The following is a 17341-nucleotide window of genomic DNA, read 5'->3' on the forward strand; positions in this document are numbered from 1 at the left end:
ACCGACCGCCCGGAGCGCGGTCAGTTGAACGGGTCCAGCGTGAGGTAACCCTGTTGGGGATTGCCGTCGTGGACGAGCGACTCGTAGGTGCCGACGTCGTCGAAGGCGAACGCGTAGGCCTTGCCGTCGGCCATCTGCGCGTGGATCTTGCGGGCGTACTGGTTGGTCACGGTGTCCTGGTAGAAGCCGGCCGATCCGGTGTCCGGCTGGTTGGGATTGGTCAGCAGCGTGGAGCGGTTGAAGCCCGCGCACAGGGTGCGTGAGATCGGGCCCCGCACCAGGTCGTTGGGGGCGTCGAGCCGCTTGTAGCAGCCGAAGATGCTGTCGGAGTCGGGCTTCTGGAAGCTGGTGACCACCGCTCCGGCGCTGTTGGTGAAGTTCATGACGCCACCGGAGACGCGCCCGAAGTACCTCGTGTTCGGCTGGTCGGTGAACGGAGTCACGGTCAGCGTCGACGAACTGTACTTCTGCCACACACGGTTGACGTAGTCGTCCATGACGGTCGCGGGGAGCGCGCCCGACTCGATGCCGTGGCCCGGGGCGAGGGCCCGCAGGACGGTGCCGTCGGACCGGGTCTGGATCAGGTTCGCCCAGCCGCCCGGCTGTCCCCGGAGGGCGTTGAAGAACCCGGTGTAGCCGCCGGACTTGAGGTGGCCGGTGGTCTTCGTGCTCCCGTCGGCGAGCTGCACGCCCACGGCGTAGGGGGCCGAGAACATGTCGACCTGGGTGCTGTTGATCCACAGGCCGGAGTCGTTGAGCGTGTACTCGGACCAGTTGAAGAGGATGTTGCGGTTGGGGTCGCTCGGGTTCTGCACGGCCGGCTGCACGAGGCCGCCGGTGGTCAGCCGGAAGTCGAGCTTCTGGCCGTAGGAGAAGTAGATCCGGCCGGAGAACTTGGGGATGCGGATCGTCTTCGACTGGCCGTTCGCCGGTCCGGGGATCGAGGCGTCCGGAGCGGGCGTCGGCGGGTTGCCCCCGGCGGGCCAGGCGTGGAAGGCGCCGTTCGCGTCGGCCCAGCCCTGCTGCCCCGTCGACAGCTGGGTGCCGAGATCGTAGAGGTAGACAGGGTCGCCGCGCCCCGAGCTGTTGGTGACCTTCAGCGGGATCGTCTCGGGGACCGCCGCCTCGGCGCCGGACGGCGCTCCGAATGTCAGCAGCGCGGCGGTGAGGGTGGCCGCGGCCACCACCAACGCCCGCCATGTGTGCTTTCCGGGCACTCTCTTCCTCCTTGACGTGGGGGTTCCAACGAGGTGGATCGCTGCGGACGGAAGCCGTCCGGATTCTTTGAGAGCGCTCTCAGAATTGCGTCGGGTGGAGTACATGTCAACGATTCGCGCAGAACTGGTCTGGTCCAAGCACAGGCGGACGGGCCCTGGGCCTCCGTCGGGCCGGGCACCCCAACGGGTCAGCACCGATCGCGGACACGGGGAGGGGCACCGAGCATGGAAAAGGCCCGTGGACCGGGTTCCGGACCGGCAGGAAGAGGACGAGCTTCATGAGCAGACGCACCTACGGCGGCCCGCGACGGATCGGCCGAAGCCGTCCGGCCGCGGCCCTCCTGGCCACTTTGACCTGCGGCGCCGCGGTCGTCTCGTGCGGCACGGGCGGCGGCAACGACAATGGCGCCGCCTCCGCGAGCGCCCTCCCGTCGGCGCCGGTCACCTCCTCGTTCTCCGGCAGCGCGCCGTCCGCCATGGCGTCGGCCGCCTCCTCGGCCGTGGCCTCCGCCCGGTCCTCGGCCTCGGCGGCGGCCTCGTCCCTGTCCGCGGCGGCGTCGGAGTTCGCGGCGTCCGTCTCGGCCGACACCGCCCGCGCGAGCGCGGCGGCGGAGGCCGAACTGAAGAAGGTGCAGGGCGGCGGGAACGCGAGGTCCGAGGTGGCGATGACCGGCCTGCCCCGGGGGCAGACCGGCGGGCTGCTCGCGGTGCTCGTGAGCATCACCAACAAGACGGACAAGAAGGCGTCGTACGCCGTGCGGGTCGACTTCGAGGACGCCAAGGGCAAGGTCGTCGAGACCCGGTTCGTGGGTGCGGAGAACCTCGGGCCGGGCAAGCGTGCCCAGCCCGTCGCCATCAGCCGGCAGCCCACCACGCCCCAGTTGACCCCGCGTCTGACGAAGGCGCAGCGGTACTGACCTGGCGCAGCCGCCTGTCGCCTGTCGCCTGTCGCCAGCCGCCTGTCGCCGGCCGCCTGTCGTCGGCCGGTGCCGGCTGTCAGCCGGACGTCATCGGCCGTCGCCTGCCCTCAGCCGCTGCCGACGGCCCGTCGCCGGCTGTCGTCGGCCGCCGCCTGCCGTGGCGGCTGCTTGTCGCGGGCCGTTGCCTGCCAACGCCCGCTGCTCGCGGCCGGTTTCGCGCCTCCGGTTTCGCGCCTCCGGCTCCGCCGGTGATCCCGCCCACGCCCGTCTGTGGCCCGGGCACGATCACCGGCTCAGGGCTGCCGGCTCGTGGCTGCCGGCTCCCGCTCCCTGCTCCCGCTCCCTGCTCCCTGCTCCCGCTCCCGGCTCCCCGCTCCCGGCTCAGGCCTCGTGGCCCCAGGCCCAGACCTCCCGGCTCAGGCCTCCCGGATCAGGTGCGTCGTCGTGCTCGACCAGTCGCCCGGAGGCAGGTCGGGGACGAGTCCGTACTCCGCGAGCACGGTCGAGTCGTACACGGCGCCGGTGCTCGCGTCACGGTAGCGGGCCGAAGGGGTCAGACCGCGCAGCAGGACCGGCGGCCGCGGACTGCCGTGCCGGCCCACCCGCCGGTACGCCAGCAGCAGGGTCTCCGAGGCGTCCTGGGCGGTGTACTGCACCGCGGAAACGGCGTCCTCCGCGGGTGGTGCGAGCCGGTCCAGTCGGCCGTGCTGCACCAGGTGGCGCACCCTCTTGTACTCGGCCACCAGGTCGGCACCGTCCCGCAGTTCCTCCTCCGACCAGCGGGTGAGGTCGCCGCCGATGCCCAGCGCCCCGGCCATCGCGACATGGAAGCGGAAACGCAGGGGGACCGTACGGCCGGTGAGCTGGTTGGGCACGTCCGTCACCCACGCGCCCATGGTGCGCGCGGGGTAGACCTGGCCGTAGCCGTGCTGGATCCACATCCGGTCGGCGGCGTCGGTGTTGTCCGAGGCCCACGCCTGGTCCGTACGGGCGAGGATGCCCAGGTCGACCCGCCCGCCCCCGCCGCTGCACGACTCGATCCGCAGCGCCGGGTGATCCGCGCGCAGCCGGTCGAGGACACCGTAGAGGTTCCGTACGTACTGGGGTCCGAGGCGGTCCGTGCCGTCCTGCCGCCCGGGCCAGCCCGCCTCGCTGAACGCGCGGTTCATGTCCCACTTGAGGAAGTCGATGCCGTGGTCGCCGACCAGCCGGGTCAGCCACGCGTAGGCCCAGTCGGCGACCTCGTCGCGGGCGAAGTTGAGGACCAGCTGGTTGCGCAGCTCCGAGCGGGTCCGGCCGGCGAAGTGCAGCACCCAGTCCGGGTGCCGGCGGTACAGGTCGCTGTCCGGGTTCACCATCTCGGGTTCCACCCAGAGGCCGAAGCGCATCCCGAGTCCGTGCACCGCGCGGACCAGTGGCGCGAGCCCGTCCGGGAACCGGTCGGCCGCCGGCGTCCAGTCGCCCAGTCCCGCGTGGTCGCTGCGGCGCGCCCCGAACCACCCGTCGTCGACGACGTACAGTTCCACCCCGAGCGCCGCGGCCCGTTCGGCGAGCGCCTTCTGTCCGACCTCGTCGACGTCGAAGCCGGTCGCCTCCCAGGAGTTGTAGAGCACCGGCGCGTCCTCCCGCGCGTGCGGCAGCACATGCGCCAGGACGTAGGCGTGCCAGGCCCGGCTGGCCGCTCCGAAGCCGCCGTCGGTGCACAGGCCCGCGAACGGGGGAGCGGTGAACTCCTCGCCCGGGGCGAGCGGGACGGTCGTGCCGTCCTGGCCGAGGCCGCCGGTGAACCCGGCCCGCCCGTCGGGGGTGCGCTGCACGGTGACGCGCCAACTCCCGCTCCACGCGAGGGCGGCGCTCCACACCCGGCCGTGGTCCTCCGTCGCCTCGCCCGAGTCGAGCATCACCCAGGGGTTCGCGTGATGGCTGGTGATCCCGCGGCGGCTGGTCAACACCGTTTCGCCGTGGGCCAGTCGGTCCCGGTGGAGCCTGCTCTCGGCGGACCACTGGCCGGTGACGTGGCCGAGCCGGTAGTCCCGCAGCGGCGGCAGGGTCCACGCGGCCGAGTCGGCGCGCAGCAGCGTGACCGGCTGGTCGCCCAGGTTGCGTACGACCGTCCAGCGCTCGATGACGTCGGTGTCGTCGCGCACCCGGTAGTGGAGTTCCACCCGCAGGGGGTAGCGGCGGTCCCGGAACGACAGGGTCAGCTCGCCCTCGCCCCCGTCCTCGCGTACGTCGTGGCCGGCCGGCTGCCACTCGAAGGCACGGGACCCGTCCTCGAACCGCGCCTGTAGGGACGGCGGTCCGTAGCGCGTCCCGCCGTCGACGGGAAGCTCCTCCCCGACCCCGGGCCGGCCCTCGAAACTGCTGGCCGCGACGGCCGGGGGTGCGGCGGCGAGCCGCCCGGCCTCTTCGAGGGTCAGCCGCGGGCCCCACGCGACATGGCACGGCGCACCGGTCTCGTCGACCCGCAGCGCGTACGAGGTGCGCGGGGTGGACAGCAGCCAGACCCCGGTGTCCGGGGCGAAGGAGATCGGCGACATGGGTCCTCACGTTCAGATGGTGCCACGTACGAGACAAGTCAAAGCCAACCCCGACCATGGATCACGTGTCAATGCCCCATCCAGGTTTTGGATTCGCAGGTCAAAGGTGCCTCACCGAGGGTTCTCAAGCGAATCCTGTTTCTTTCATTGACAGCAGAAAATAATGACCCTAGGTTCCGGCCATGCGCTCGACCTCTCCCCCCGAGGCGTTCCCGGCCCACACGCCGGCCGCTTCCCAGATCTTCACCACCGTGCTGTCCCACGGTCCGCTCACGCGGTCGGAGATAGCGGGGCGGACCCGGCTGTCGGCCGCGGCGGTCACCAAGGCGGTCCGTCCCCTCATCGAGGCGGGCTACCTCCTGGAGGACGTCGCCGAGGACGCGCGGCAGCCCGCTCTCGGACGGCCCGCCAACCCGGTGCGGGTCGACGGGGGCAGGGCCCTGTTCATCGGGATCAAGGTGACGGGCGACGAACTCATCGCCGTCCTCACGGACCTCTGCTGCCGCATCCGCGTCGCCCGGCACGTGCCGCTCACGTCCCGGGCGCCGAGGTCGGTGCTGGCCTCGACCGCGGGGCTCGTCCAGGAGCTGCTGACGGAGGCGGACGGCTTCGGGGTGCGGGTGCAGGGCATCGGGATCGCCGTCTCCGGTGACGTGGACCGGTCGGCCGGCGTGGTGCGCTACTCGCCGTTCCTGGAATGGCGCGACGTGCCGCTCGCGGAACTGGCCGGGATGACCACCGGACTGCCCGTCACCGTGGACAACGACGTACGGGCCCTGACGGTGGCCGAGCAGTGGTTCGGCGCCGGCGTGGGGCTGTCCGACTTCGCCGTGGTGACGGTCGGCGCGGGCATCGGCTGCGGTCTGGTCGTGCACGGTCGGGTGGTCGCGGGAGCCCATGGCGTGGCCGGTGAGATCGGGCATGTCCCCATTGACCCGGCCGGTCCGCTCTGCCACTGCGGCAACCGCGGCTGTGTCGAGGCGATCGCCTCGGACTCCGCGATCGTCGCCCAGGTCCGGGAGGTGACGGGTGTACGGGTGGCCGACGCCGCCGCGGCACTGGACCTGGCCCACGACGGCGACCCCGGAGCGCGCGAGGTGTACGCCCGTGCCGGCGAGGCGATCGGCCGGGGCATCGCGACCGTGGCCAACCTGCTCGGCCCCGAGCGCGTGATCATCTCCGGCGAAGGACTCGCCGCCTACGACCTGTTCGCCGAGCAGATCCGGGACGCGTTCGGAGCGGCCGCCTTCGGGTCGGCCGCGATGTGCGACGTACAGACCCGCCCGCTGCCCTTCGAGGAGTGGGCGCGCGGGGCCGCGGCCACCGCGATCCAGTCCTTCATCACCTCGGAAGCGCACTGAGGGCGCGGCACGCGCCGAAGACCGTCCACCGACGCGCCGTCCCCGGCATCAGCCGAGCACCCGCGTCGACCATCCCCCCGCATCAGCCACGCATCCGCACCGATGACGCACCCGCACCGATCACGAACCGCTTCGACCACTCACCCCGGATCGACCACTCACCCCGGATCGGCAACGCACCCGGACCGGCAACGCGCACGCATCGACAACGAACGCGGAGCCGGCCCGGACCACTCGACAGCACACACGCACCGCAGATCAGCCACGTACTGACACGCATGAGGAGCGACGATGACGCAGCAGAGCCGCAATCCCCTGGCTGCGCGTGACCCCGGCCGGCGCAGAGTCGTCGGCGGGCTGTTCGGACTCGGCGCCGCCGCACTGGCCGCGCCCGTACTGACCGCGTGCGGCGGGGGAGCGGGGGCCGACCCGAAGACGGTCACCTTCGGTTCCAACGGCGCCGACGCCACCCCCAAGTCCGCCTACGCCGCCCTGACGAAGGGGTTCGGCCAGGACAGCGGGCTGACGGTGAAGACGAACACCGTCGACCACGACACCTTCCAGAAGAGCATCTCCACCTATCTGCAGGGCACCCCGGACGACGTCTTCACCTGGTTCGCGGGATACCGCATGCAGTACTTCGCCAAGAAGAAGCTCTGCACACCGCTCGACGACGTGTGGGACAAGATAGGCGCCGGCTTCAGCGACGCCACGAAGCAGCTCTCCCGCGGCGAGGACGGAAAGTATTACTTCGTCCCGCTGTACAACTACCCGTGGGCTGTCTTCTACCGCAAGAGCGTCTTCAAGGAACGCGGCTACCAAGTCCCGCAGAAGTGGAGCGAGTTCGTCGCGCTCGCCAAGCGCATGAAGCGGGACGGCCTGTCCCCGATCGCCTCCGGGTACGGCGGTGGCGACAGCTGGAGCATCCTCGGAGCCTTCGACTACCTCAACCTGCGCACCAACGGCTACGACTTCCACATGTCGCTGATGCGCGGCAAGGTCTCCTGGACCGACCCGCGGGCCGTCGCCACCCTCGACCACTGGCGCGAACTCACGCCCTACTACCAGCAGGGCGCGGGCGGCCGTTCCTGGCAGGACGCCGCCCAGTCGCTGCTCGACAAGAAGTCGGGCATGGCCGTCATCGGGCTCTTCCTCGGCCAGCAGATCACCGACGAGGCGATCCGCGCCGACATCGACTTCTTCCCCTTCCCCGAGATCGACGCCGCCCACGGCCAGGACGCGGTCGAGGCCCCCACCGACGGCTTCATGCTCAGCCGCAGGCCCAAGAACGCCGACGGCGCCAAGAAGTTCCTGGAGTTCCTCGGGGGTGCCCACGCCGAGGAGCTGTACATGGGGGTCGACCCGAGCAACCTCGCCGTCAACGAGCAGGCGGACACGGGCTCGTACAACGCGCTCCAGAAGAAGTCCGCGCAACTCATCGCCTCCGCCAAGCACATCAGCCAGTTCGCGGACCGCGACAGCGACCCCGGTTTCATCTCCACCGTCGTGCTTCCCGGCCTCACCCAGTGGCTCGGCCACCCCGACGACGGCACGGGAACGCTGAAGAAGATCGAATCCCAGCGCTCGCGATTCTTCACGGCCTGACCAGGACCGGAAAGGTCTCCCGCACCGTGTCCACCACCCCTGTCACACCCGCCGCACCCGGCACGCCCGGCGTGCCGCAACGTCCCCGCACACGTCCGCCCAGACGTCCCCGCCGGCTCGGCCCCGGCGACCGGCTCTTCCTGACCGTCGCCATCGGCATTCCGCTCGCCGCCCTGCTCTTCTTCGTCTGGCTGCCCGCGCTGGCCTCCCTGGGGCTGTCCTTCACCACCTGGGACGGCATCGACCTGGCCGACATCCACTGGATCGGCCTGGACAACTACCAGCAGATCTTCACCAATTACCCGCCGTTCTGGCCCGCGGTGCGGCACAACGTGATCTGGCTGCTGTTCACGGCCCTGCTGCCGACACCGTTCGGCATCTTCCTCGCCTACCAGCTCGACCGGAAGATCCGTTTCACCAGGATCTACCAGACCGCGATCTTCCTGCCGATGGTCCTCTCCCTGGCCGTCGTCGGCTTCATCTGGGAGATCATCTACAACCCCGACACCGGACTCCTCAACGGCCTGCTGAGCGCGGCCGGTTCGAGTCACCACATCGACTGGCTCGGCAACGCCGACCTCAACCTGTGGGCCGTCCTCGTCGCCTCGGGGTGGCGGCACACCGGGTACATCATGATCCTCTACCTGGCCGGCCTGAAGGGCTTCGACCCGGCGCTCAAGGAGGCCGCGGCGCTCGACGGCGCCAACGGCCGGCAGACCTTCCTGCGCGTCGTGTTCCCCGCCATGAAACCGGTCAACATCATCATCCTGGTCGTCACGGTCATGGAGTCCCTGAGGGCCTTCGACATCGTCTACGTCCTCGGCGGCGGCGTCGGCAGCAAACCCGGCATGGAACTGCTCTCCCTGCTCATCACCGACAACATCATCGGTGAGTCCAGCCACATCGGTTACGGCTCCGCCCTCGCGGTCGTCCTGCTCCTGGTCTCCCTCGCCGCCATCGGGACCTTCCTCGTCCAGACCTTCCGCAAGGAGGACCGGTGACCACGACCATGACACGGCCGGGCGCCGGGACCACGGCCCGGGACGAACCCCCGAGGACCGGCAAGGGCCCCCGCCGTCAGACCGGCCGCCACGTGCTGCTCGCCGGCATCGCCCTGCTCTGGCTCGTCCCGCTGCTCTGGGCCGTGTACACCTCGCTGCGGCCCTACTCGGACACCGCGAAGCACGGCTATCTGTCCTGGCCGCGCAGCCTGAGCCTCGGCAACTTCACGGACGCCTGGCAGCAGTCGGGGATGCCGCACTTCTTCTGGAACTCCGTCCTCATCACCGTCCCCGCGGTCCTCGGAACGCTGCTGTTCTCGGCGGCGGTCGCCTTCTTCGTGTCCCGCTTCGACTTCCGCTGGAACATCGTCCTGCTGATGCTGTTCACGGCGGGCAACCTGCTCCCGGCGCAGGTCCTCATCACCCCCCTGTACCGCCTCTACCTCCTGATCCCGCTGCCGCCGTGGATGAGCGACTCGCTGCTGCTCTACAACTCGGTCTGGGGCATCATCGCCATCCACATCGCCTACCAGTCGGGGTTCTGCACCTTCGTCCTCAGCAACTACATGAAGACGATCCCCAAGGAGATCTCCGAGGCGGCGCTCGTGGACGGCGCCCCGGTCTGGCGGCAGTTCTTCCAGATCGTCCTGCCGCTGTGCCGCCCCGCGTTCGCGGCCCTGGCGACCCTCGAATCGATCTGGATCTACAACGACTTCTTCTGGCCGCTCGCGCTGATCGAGACCGGCGACAAGCGTCCCGTCACCTCCGCCCTGGCCAACCTGCAGGGCCAGTACTTCACCAATCCCAACCTCATCGCGGCCGGCGCCCTGATGACCGCGATCCCCACACTGCTGGTCTACTTCGCGCTCCAGCGCCAGTTCATCAGCGGACTCACCATCGGCTCGGGCAAGGGCTGAGCCGCCCCGCCCTGAACCCACTCCCAGGAGGCACGACCCATGCGGTCATCCTCGTACCCCGTCCTGCCCACCCGCGCCCTGAGAGGCCTGGTCGTCCTCGCGCTCACCGCGGGCGTCGCGACCACCGCGCCGGCCGCGCACGCCGGCCCGGCACCCTCCGCTCCCGCCTCCGCCAGGACCACCGCCGCGGCGGAGGCCGCCAAGCCGTACATGGGCTGGTCGAGTTGGAGCATGCAGTCGTCGAAGTACCCCGGCCTCAACCCGGACGGCGACTACAGCTACCTCACCGAGGCGAACGTCCTCAAGCAGACGGACGCCCTCGCCGCCAAGCTCAAGAAGTACGGCTACGACCACGTCAACATCGACGCCGGCTGGTGGATGGACAAGACCTGGAAGACCGGCTTCGACCAGTACGGCCGGCAGACCCCGGACCCGGTCCGTTTCCCGCACGGCATGAAGTCGGTCGCCGACCACATCCACTCCAAGGGCCTCAAGGCGGGTATCTACCTGCCCGTCGGCCTGGAGAAGGGGGCCTACGGCGACGGCAAGGTGCCGATCTGGAACGCCCCGGGCTGCACCACCGCCGACGTCGTCTACGCGGACCTGCGCACCACCAACGGCTGGGACAACGCCTACAAGCTGGACTTCGGCAACCCGTGCGCGCAGAAGTACATCGACTCACAGGCGCAGCAGTTCGCCGACTGGGGTTACGACTTCCTCAAACTGGACGGCGTGGGCCCCGGCTCGTTCAAGTCCGGTGACAACTACAACAACGTGGCCGACGTCTCCGCCTGGCAGAAGGCCATCGCCACCGCCGGGCGCCCGATCCACCTCGAACTCTCCTGGTCGCTCGACATCGGCCACGCCGCCGACTGGAAGCAGTACTCCAACGGCTGGCGCATCGACACCGACGTCGAGTGCTACTGCAACACCCTGGTCACCTGGGAGAACTCGGTCAACGACCGGTGGGACGACGCACCGGCGTGGAGCCGCAAGGCCGGCCCGGGCGGCTGGAACGACCTGGACGCCGTCGATGTCGGCAACGGTGAGATGGACGGCCTCACCAAGGCCGAGCGGCAGAGCTACATGACCCTGTGGGCCATCAACAAGTCCCCGCTGTTCACCGGTGACGACATCACCAAGCTGGACAGCTACGGCGTCTCCCTGCTGACCAACAAGGAGGTCATCGCCGTCGACCAGAACGACTCGCCCGTCGCGCGTCCGGTCACCCCGGTCGGCGACCAGCAGGTCTGGGGCACCAAGAACTCCGACGGCAGTTACACCGTCGCCCTCTTCAACCTCGGCGACGCGCCGGCCTCCGTCACCGCCGACTGGGCGGCGTTCGGATTCACCGGTAACGCCTCCGTGCGCGACCTGTGGAACAAGTCGAACCTCGGGACGCACAAGAACAGGATCACCGAGGCGCTTCCCGCCCACGGCTCGCGGCTGTTCACCGTCAAGCCCGGCGGCAGCGCGCTGACGACCACGAGCTACGAGGCCGAGGCGACCGCCAACACCCTGTCGGGCAGCGCCTCCGTCGCCGGATGCGACGCCTGCTCCGGCGGCAAGAAGGTCGGCAACCTGTACACCGGCGGCAAGCTGCGGATCAACGACGTCACGGTGAAGAAGGACGGCATCTACACGGTCGAGGTGGCCTACGTCAGCGGCGACCCCCGCTCGGTGACGGTCCTGTCCAACAGCGGCAACGGCACCAGCCTGAAGTTCCCGTCCACGGGTGACTGGGGCACGGCCGAGACCGTCAGCGTGCAGCTGGCACTCAAGGCGGGCTCCAACAGCATCACCTTCGACAGCGGCAGCGGATACGCCCCCGACATCGACAGGATCGTCGTTCCGCAGTCCGTCTGACCGCTTCCCGCGGGGCCCGGTGACACGTCCCGGGCCCCGCGGGGACCAGCCCTCCCCGACGCCCGCAGCCGTAGCCCCGCCACGAGCCCCACCCCCAAGCGCCGTTCCCGCACGCGCCGTTCCCGTACGAGCCGTTCTCGGATTTGGAGTGCACCACCGTGGACATCCAGCACACCGAACCACGCGACAACACGCCCAGTCGCAGGGGCTTCCTCGCCCTCGCCGCCGCTGCCGGCGTGGCCACCGCTCTCGGAGCCCTGCCCGCCTTCAGCGCCTCGGCGGCTCCCGGGCGTCCCGCCGAGTCGCCTCTGCTGTCCCCGGCCGACGCCGCGAGGAACCAGCTGTGGTGGCAGGCTCCCGGCTCCGCCCGTTCGATGATCGAGCAGGGGCTGCCGGTGGGGAACGGTCGCCTCGGGGCGCTCGTGAGCAACGACCCCGCCGACGAACTCCTGATGATCACCGACGCCACCCTGTGGACCGGCCATCTCAACGACAAGCTGCAGAGCGACGGCCAGTTCCCCTACGGGCGCGACGACTTCGGCTCCCTCACGCTGCTGGCCAGGCTCGACGTCACGATCCCCGACCACGACCTGGGCAACGTCGACAACTACCGTCGCACCCTCGACCTGGCCCAGGGCCTGGTCACCACCTCGTACGACGTCTCGGGCGTGACCTACCGGCGGCAGATCTTCGCCAGCCGCCCCGACGACGCCATCGTCCTGCACTTCTCCCAGCGCGGCGGCGGGTCCTACACCGGCACCGTCTCCCTCGCCGGCACGCACGGCGAGTCCACCACCGCCAACAGCGCCGGGCGCTACGCGTCGTTCGGCGCCGCCCTCCCCAACGGCCTCAAGTACGGCGCCGCCGTCACCGCGTACAGCAGCACGGGCAGGGTCCGCGTCGACGGTACGTCCATCGCCTTCGACGGCTGCAAGGACCTCACGGTCGTCGTCAGCGGCGGCACGAACTACGCCCCCGACGCCGGGGCGAAGTTCCGCGACCCGGCCCTGGTCCCGGAGCGTCTCGCGAGGACCAAGGTCCTGAACGCGGCGGGTCACTCGGCGAGCACCCTGCTCCACACCCATGTCGCCGACTTCCGGGCCGTGTTCGGACAGCTGGACATCGACCTGGGTACGTCGTCCGCCGCGCAGCGCGAACTGGACACCTGGGAGCGGATACAGGCACGCCACCGCGACGACCTCCCGGACCCGGAACTGGAGGCCGCCTACCTGCAGTTCGGCCGCTATCTCATGATCTCGGGGTCGCGGGGCAGCCTGCCGATGGGTCTCCAGGGCCCGTGGCTGGCCGGCAACGACCCCGACTGGATGGCGGATTACCACACCGACATCAACATCCAGATGAACTACTGGATGGCTGACCGGGCGGGTCTGTCCGGCGCCTTCGACGCCCTCACGGACTACTGTCTCGCGCAGCTGTCGTCGTGGACCGACGTCACCCGGCGGCTGTTCAACGACCCGTCCAACCGCTATCGCAACTCCAGCGGGAAGATCGCCGGCTGGACCGTGGCGATCTCGACCAACCCCTACGGCGGGGGCGGCTGGTGGTGGCACCCGGCCGGCAACGCCTGGCTCTGCCAGAGCCTGTTCGAACACTACGAGTATACTCAGGACCGTACCTACCTGAAGAAGATCTACCCGCTCCTCAAGGGCGCCGTGGAGTTCTGGGAGTCCCGCCTCGTCACCACGACCGTCACGGACGCGTCCGGTGCCTCGCGTGAGGTCCTGGTCGCCGACAGCGACTGGTCGCCCGAGCAGGGTCCGCTGGACGCCAAGGGCATCACCTACGCCCAGGAACTCGTGTGGAACCTCTTCGGCAACTTCCGCACCGCGACCGGGGTACTCGCCAGGGACGCCGCCTACAGCAAGACCGTCGACGGTCTCCGCAAGCGCCTGTACCTGCCCGTCGTCAGTCCCAAGACCGGCTGGCTGGAGGAGTGGATGTCGCCCGACAACCTCGGCGAGACCACGCACCGGCATCTCTCCCCGCTCATCGGTCTCTTCCCCGGTGACCGGATCCGCCCGGACGACTCCACGCCGAAGGACATCGTCGACGGGGCGACCGCCCTCCTCACCGCGCGCGGCATGAACAGCTTCGGCTGGGCCAACGCCTGGCGCAGCCTGTGCTGGGCGCGACTGAAGAACGCGGAGAAGGCCTACCAGTTGGTGGTCAACAACCTCAAGCCGTCGTCGGGCGGCAGCAACGGCAGCGCGATGAACCTCTTCGACATCTACGAGGTCGAGCAGGGCCGCGGCATCTTCCAGATCGACGCGAATTTCGGCACCCCGGCGGCGATCGTGGAGATGCTGGTCTACTCGCGTCCCGGCCACGTCGAACTGCTGCCCGCGCTGCCCGCCGCATGGGCGGCGTCCGGCTCGGTGGCGGGCGTGGGTGTCCGCGGCGGCTTCGTCGCCGACCTCAGCTGGAAGAACGGCAAGGTCACCCGGGCGACGCTGAAGAGCGTCGGCGGCCGTGAAACCACGGTCGTCGCGGGCGGCGCCGCACGGAAGATCAGCCTCACGCCCGGTGAGTCCGTCACGCTGCGGAACCTCGGATGAGCACGGCCTCGTACCGCCGTCGCGCGGTGGGTGTCCTCTCGGCCCTGGTCCTCGTCCTGTGCGGACCCGTGACCGCCTCGTCGACGGCGCAGGCGGAGCAGGTGGCCCCACCGCCGGCGAAGGTGCCGACGGCGGTGGCGCACCCGGCCGCCGCGCAGGGCAGACACTCCGTCGTCACCTGGGGTGCCAGTGCCGACCGGCAGGGCGCCGGGCCGGCCGACCGCAGCTACCGCCTGATCGTGCGCACCAGTGTCGGCGGCACCCATCTGCGGATCCGGCTGTCCAACGCCTTCGGCGACCACCCGGTGACCTTCGCCAGCGCCTACGCGGGCCTGCGCAAACAGGGTGCGGAACTGGTCCACGGCTCCAACCGGCGGCTCTCCTTCGCCGGCGGAGCCCCGTCCGTGACCGTCCCGGCCGGCCAGGTGGTGCTCAGCGATCCGCTGCCGGGGAAACTCGCCGCCCGCAGCGATCTGGTGATCAGCCTCTATGTGACGGGCGCCGAGGGACCGACGACCGGTCACGGCATGGCCATGCAGACCAACTACGCGACCGCGGGCGACCACGCCGCCGAGGAGGGCGCGGCCAACTGGACCGATCCGATGGGCTCCTGGTACTGGCTGGACGCCGTCGACGTGGAGACGTCCACGGCGGTGGGCTCGGTGGTGACGCTCGGTGACTCCATCACCGACGGCTGGGCCTCGACCACGGACGGCAACCGCCGCTGGCCCGACTATCTCGCCCAGCGGCTGCAAGCGGTGCCGGGCATTCCCGTGAAGGGAGTGGCGAACGAGGGGATCTCGGGCAACAAGGTGCTCGCGGACGGTGCCGGACAGGCCGCGCTGAACCGGCTGGACCGTGACGTGCTGTCCCAGCCCGGGGTGCGGACGGTGTTCCTGTTCGAAGGCATCAACGACATCAAGGCCCACTCCGGCGTCACGGTGGACGACATGATCGCCGGCTACCGGAAGATCATCGACCGTGCGCACGCGGCGGGCAAGTGTGTCGTCGGAGCGACCGTCATGCCGTTCAAGGACTGGTCCGAGTACGACGCGGCGTCCGAGGCGGTGCGGCAGGGCGTCAACGAGTGGATCAGGACCAGCGGCGCCCTCGACGGTGTGACGGACTTCGACAGGATCACCCGCAGTCCCTACGACCCGCAGCGCATCCTGCCGTTCTTCGACGGCGGCGATCACCTGCACCCCAACGACAAGGGGATGCAGGCGATGGCCGACGCGGTCGATCTCGGGAGCCTGACCTCCTGCTGAGGGCGGCCCCCGCGGCACCGTCAGGGGTAGGAGACCACCGTGGACGGCACGGTGGAGGTCCCCGAGGTGGGTGACCCGGTGTCGTTGACGACCCGTTCGTACTGCCCGTTGCCTCCCAGCGAGACGACCAGGAGGTTGTGGAACTTGACCCCCGGCTTGTTCGGTGCCGCGAACCCGTGGTGCTGGACGATCGTCGGATCGACGTTGTAGTAGCAGTAGCTGCCCAGGCCCCATCCCTCGTGCGCGGTCACGGAGTCGGCGACCTTGTAGGCCGCGTACCCCTTGATCCCGCCGTTCTGGATGGCGGCCTGGTTCGGCGCGTCGTACGCCTTCTCGTTCTGGAAGAAGATGGTGCGTCCGCGCTCGCCGTACCACTGGACGTCGTACTTGTTGAAGTGCTCGACGAACAGGCCGGTGGCCAGGACGTCGGCACCGTTGACACGGATGCCGTAGTCGGCCCGGTTGGTCTCCCAGCCGACGCCGGTGCCGTGGTCGGCGCGCCAGACCCAGGTGTGGTCGATGATCGTGTGACGGCTGTTGATGACCATGCTGGTGGTGGCCTTGCCGGCGCCCGCGCCGCCGATGCGCACGAAGACGTCCTGCACGGTGGTCGGGTTCGCGGAGTGGTCCGCCGAGGCTCCGGCGGGCCCGACCTCCAGCAGAGTGGACGAGTTGACCGGGCCCGCGTCGATCAGGAAGCCGGCCAGCCGCACCCCGTCGACGTCCGCCGTCCTGAGCGCGGTGACGCCGTTGTCCGGGATCAGGGTGGCGTAACCGAGGCCGAGGACCACGGTGCCCGCCCGGTTGACCTGGATCGGCTGGTCGAGGTGGTAGATCCCCGGGGTCAGCAGCAGATGGAGACCCTGGGTGAGCGCGGCGTTGAGGGTGGCGGCGGTGACGCCCGGTTTGGCCACGTAGAACTGGCTGAGCGACAGCGACGTGCCGCGCGGGGTGCCACTGCCCCAGGTGGTACCGCGCGCGTTGGTGCGCTTCTCCGGCAGGAAGACGCGGTACTCGCCGCCGTTCAGGTAGAGGAACGGCTTCTCCCGGGAGACCGGTGTGGTGTCGAGCGTGGTGTAGGGCGGGTTGGGGAAGGACTGCGCGGGCGCGCCCTGGACGCCGGAGAACACCATGTTCCAGACGGCGTTGGCCCAGCCGCCCACCGAACTGTCGCGGGTGTACCACTGCTGCTGCGAGTAGGGTCCGACCGAACCGTCGACGCGGCTGTCGGCGATATAGCCGCCGCTGGCCCAGCCGTAGCCGCTCGGCGCGAGATTGAGACCGCCCTTGATGTGCATCCGGCGGAAGGGGGCGGCCTGCGCGACCGCCCACCGGTTGGTGCCGTTGACCGGACTGAGGGCGAGGTTCTCCGCCGAGCGCCAGAAGTTCTGGGTCGCGTTGCCGTTGAACCAACCCGCGTCGACGGTCACGTCGCCGTTGATGGTGGTGTCGTCCGGTGACAGACCGAGGCCGGCGATCGAGGTGTAGAAGCCGAGTTGGGCGTTGAGCCCGTTGTAGGTCCCCGGTTTGAACAGCAGCGCGAAGCGTCCCGTGCCGAACTGGGCCGACTCCTGCTGGCGGAAGACCTGGTCCAGCCTGGACTGGATACCGGCTGTGGACGGGTCGAAGACGATCACGTTCGGGCCGAGGTCGCCGCCGCCCGGCAGGGCCTGCGGCTGTTTCACGGGCGCGGCGGGAGCGGCGGACGCCGGTGAGGACAGTCCGAGCAGCCCGGGGGCGGCGGCAGCGCCGGCCATCGCGCCGAGTACGGAACGCCGTGCCACCGGCGACGGGCCCGGGTCCTGGGCCTCTGTGGGGGTTGAAGGCATGGGGGCGACTCTCCTGGTTCAGGAAGTGAACGATGGGAGGGGTGGGGGAGCGCTCTCTTGCCGATGCATGCTTCAGCCAGGTGAACGACGCGTCAAGAGTTGTGACCGGAGTCCCGCGGGTTGTTGTCGATCGGACAGTCAAGTCGGCCTGATTGTGCGGTGGTTCGAGGCAGTATCGGGGTGCTCGGGTATGCGGTCCGCGCTCTGCTTGCGTTCAAGAGATGCGTGGAGAGCCGGGAGT

11 protein-coding genes are annotated in these 17341 nt (G+C 69.9%); 8 read left to right on the plus strand and 3 right to left on the minus strand.

The window, feature by feature from the left end; genetic code table 11:
* Positions 1-20 precede the first annotated feature (20 nt).
* Complete coding sequence (locus GFH48_RS37150; RefSeq protein ID WP_228121174.1) at positions 21-1217, minus strand: glycoside hydrolase family 64 protein; 1197 nt, start codon at positions 1215-1217, stop codon at positions 21-23.
* Positions 1218-1495: 278 nt separating this feature from the next.
* On the opposite strand from GFH48_RS37150, the gene GFH48_RS37155 reads away from it, so the two are divergent.
* Entirely contained in the window at positions 1496-2134 is a 639-nt protein-coding gene (locus GFH48_RS37155) for a hypothetical protein (protein WP_153292444.1), read from the plus strand.
* A gap of 419 nt (positions 2135-2553) precedes the next feature.
* On the opposite strand, the gene GFH48_RS37160 is transcribed toward GFH48_RS37155, so the two are convergent.
* Positions 2554-4677, minus strand: a complete 2124-nt coding sequence (locus GFH48_RS37160) for an alpha-galactosidase (protein ID WP_153292445.1) — start codon at positions 4675-4677, stop codon at positions 2554-2556.
* A 182-nt stretch (positions 4678-4859) separates the two neighbouring features.
* On the opposite strand from GFH48_RS37160, the gene GFH48_RS37165 reads away from it, so the two are divergent.
* The 7 genes from GFH48_RS37165 to GFH48_RS37195 all read left to right on the plus strand — a co-directional run bounded on the left by GFH48_RS37165 (position 4860) and on the right by GFH48_RS37195 (position 15271).
* A complete protein-coding gene (locus GFH48_RS37165) occupies positions 4860-6038 on the plus strand; it encodes an ROK family transcriptional regulator (protein WP_153292446.1) in 1179 nt (392 codons plus the stop codon).
* A 291-nt stretch (positions 6039-6329) separates the two neighbouring features.
* Positions 6330-7643: an ABC transporter substrate-binding protein gene (locus GFH48_RS37170; RefSeq protein WP_153292447.1), complete on the plus strand. Its 1314-nt coding sequence runs from the start codon at positions 6330-6332 to the stop codon at positions 7641-7643.
* 26 nt (positions 7644-7669) lie between these two features.
* Complete coding sequence (locus GFH48_RS37175; protein ID WP_153292448.1) at positions 7670-8644, plus strand: carbohydrate ABC transporter permease; 975 nt, start codon at positions 7670-7672, stop codon at positions 8642-8644.
* Between the two features lie 8 nt (positions 8645-8652).
* A complete protein-coding gene (locus tag GFH48_RS37180) occupies positions 8653-9561 on the plus strand; it encodes a carbohydrate ABC transporter permease (protein ID WP_403236110.1) in 909 nt (302 codons plus the stop codon).
* A 39-nt stretch (positions 9562-9600) separates the two neighbouring features.
* The gene (locus GFH48_RS37185; protein WP_153292449.1) at positions 9601-11427 is read left to right on the plus strand and encodes an alpha-galactosidase D; all 1827 of its coding nucleotides are present in this window, start codon (positions 9601-9603) and stop codon (positions 11425-11427) included.
* A 158-nt stretch (positions 11428-11585) separates the two neighbouring features.
* Positions 11586-14003 carry a glycosyl hydrolase family 95 catalytic domain-containing protein gene (locus GFH48_RS37190; protein ID WP_153292450.1) on the plus strand — a complete coding sequence of 806 codons (2418 nt, stop codon included), beginning with the start codon at positions 11586-11588 and terminating at the stop codon, positions 14001-14003.
* A complete protein-coding gene (locus GFH48_RS37195; RefSeq protein WP_153292451.1) occupies positions 14000-15271 on the plus strand; it encodes an SGNH/GDSL hydrolase family protein in 1272 nt (423 codons plus the stop codon). The genes GFH48_RS37190 and GFH48_RS37195 overlap by 4 nt, the downstream gene beginning before the upstream one ends.
* Positions 15272-15291: 20 nt before the next feature.
* On the opposite strand, the gene GFH48_RS37200 is transcribed toward GFH48_RS37195, so the two are convergent.
* Positions 15292-17100 carry a coagulation factor 5/8 type domain-containing protein gene (locus GFH48_RS37200; RefSeq protein ID WP_153292452.1) on the minus strand — a complete coding sequence of 603 codons (1809 nt, stop codon included), beginning with the start codon at positions 17098-17100 and terminating at the stop codon, positions 15292-15294.
* Between the last annotated feature and the right edge of the window lie 241 nt (positions 17101-17341).

The sequence above is a fragment of the Streptomyces fagopyri genome, from assembly GCF_009498275.1.
Lineage (GTDB): Bacteria > Actinomycetota > Actinomycetes > Streptomycetales > Streptomycetaceae > Streptomyces > Streptomyces fagopyri.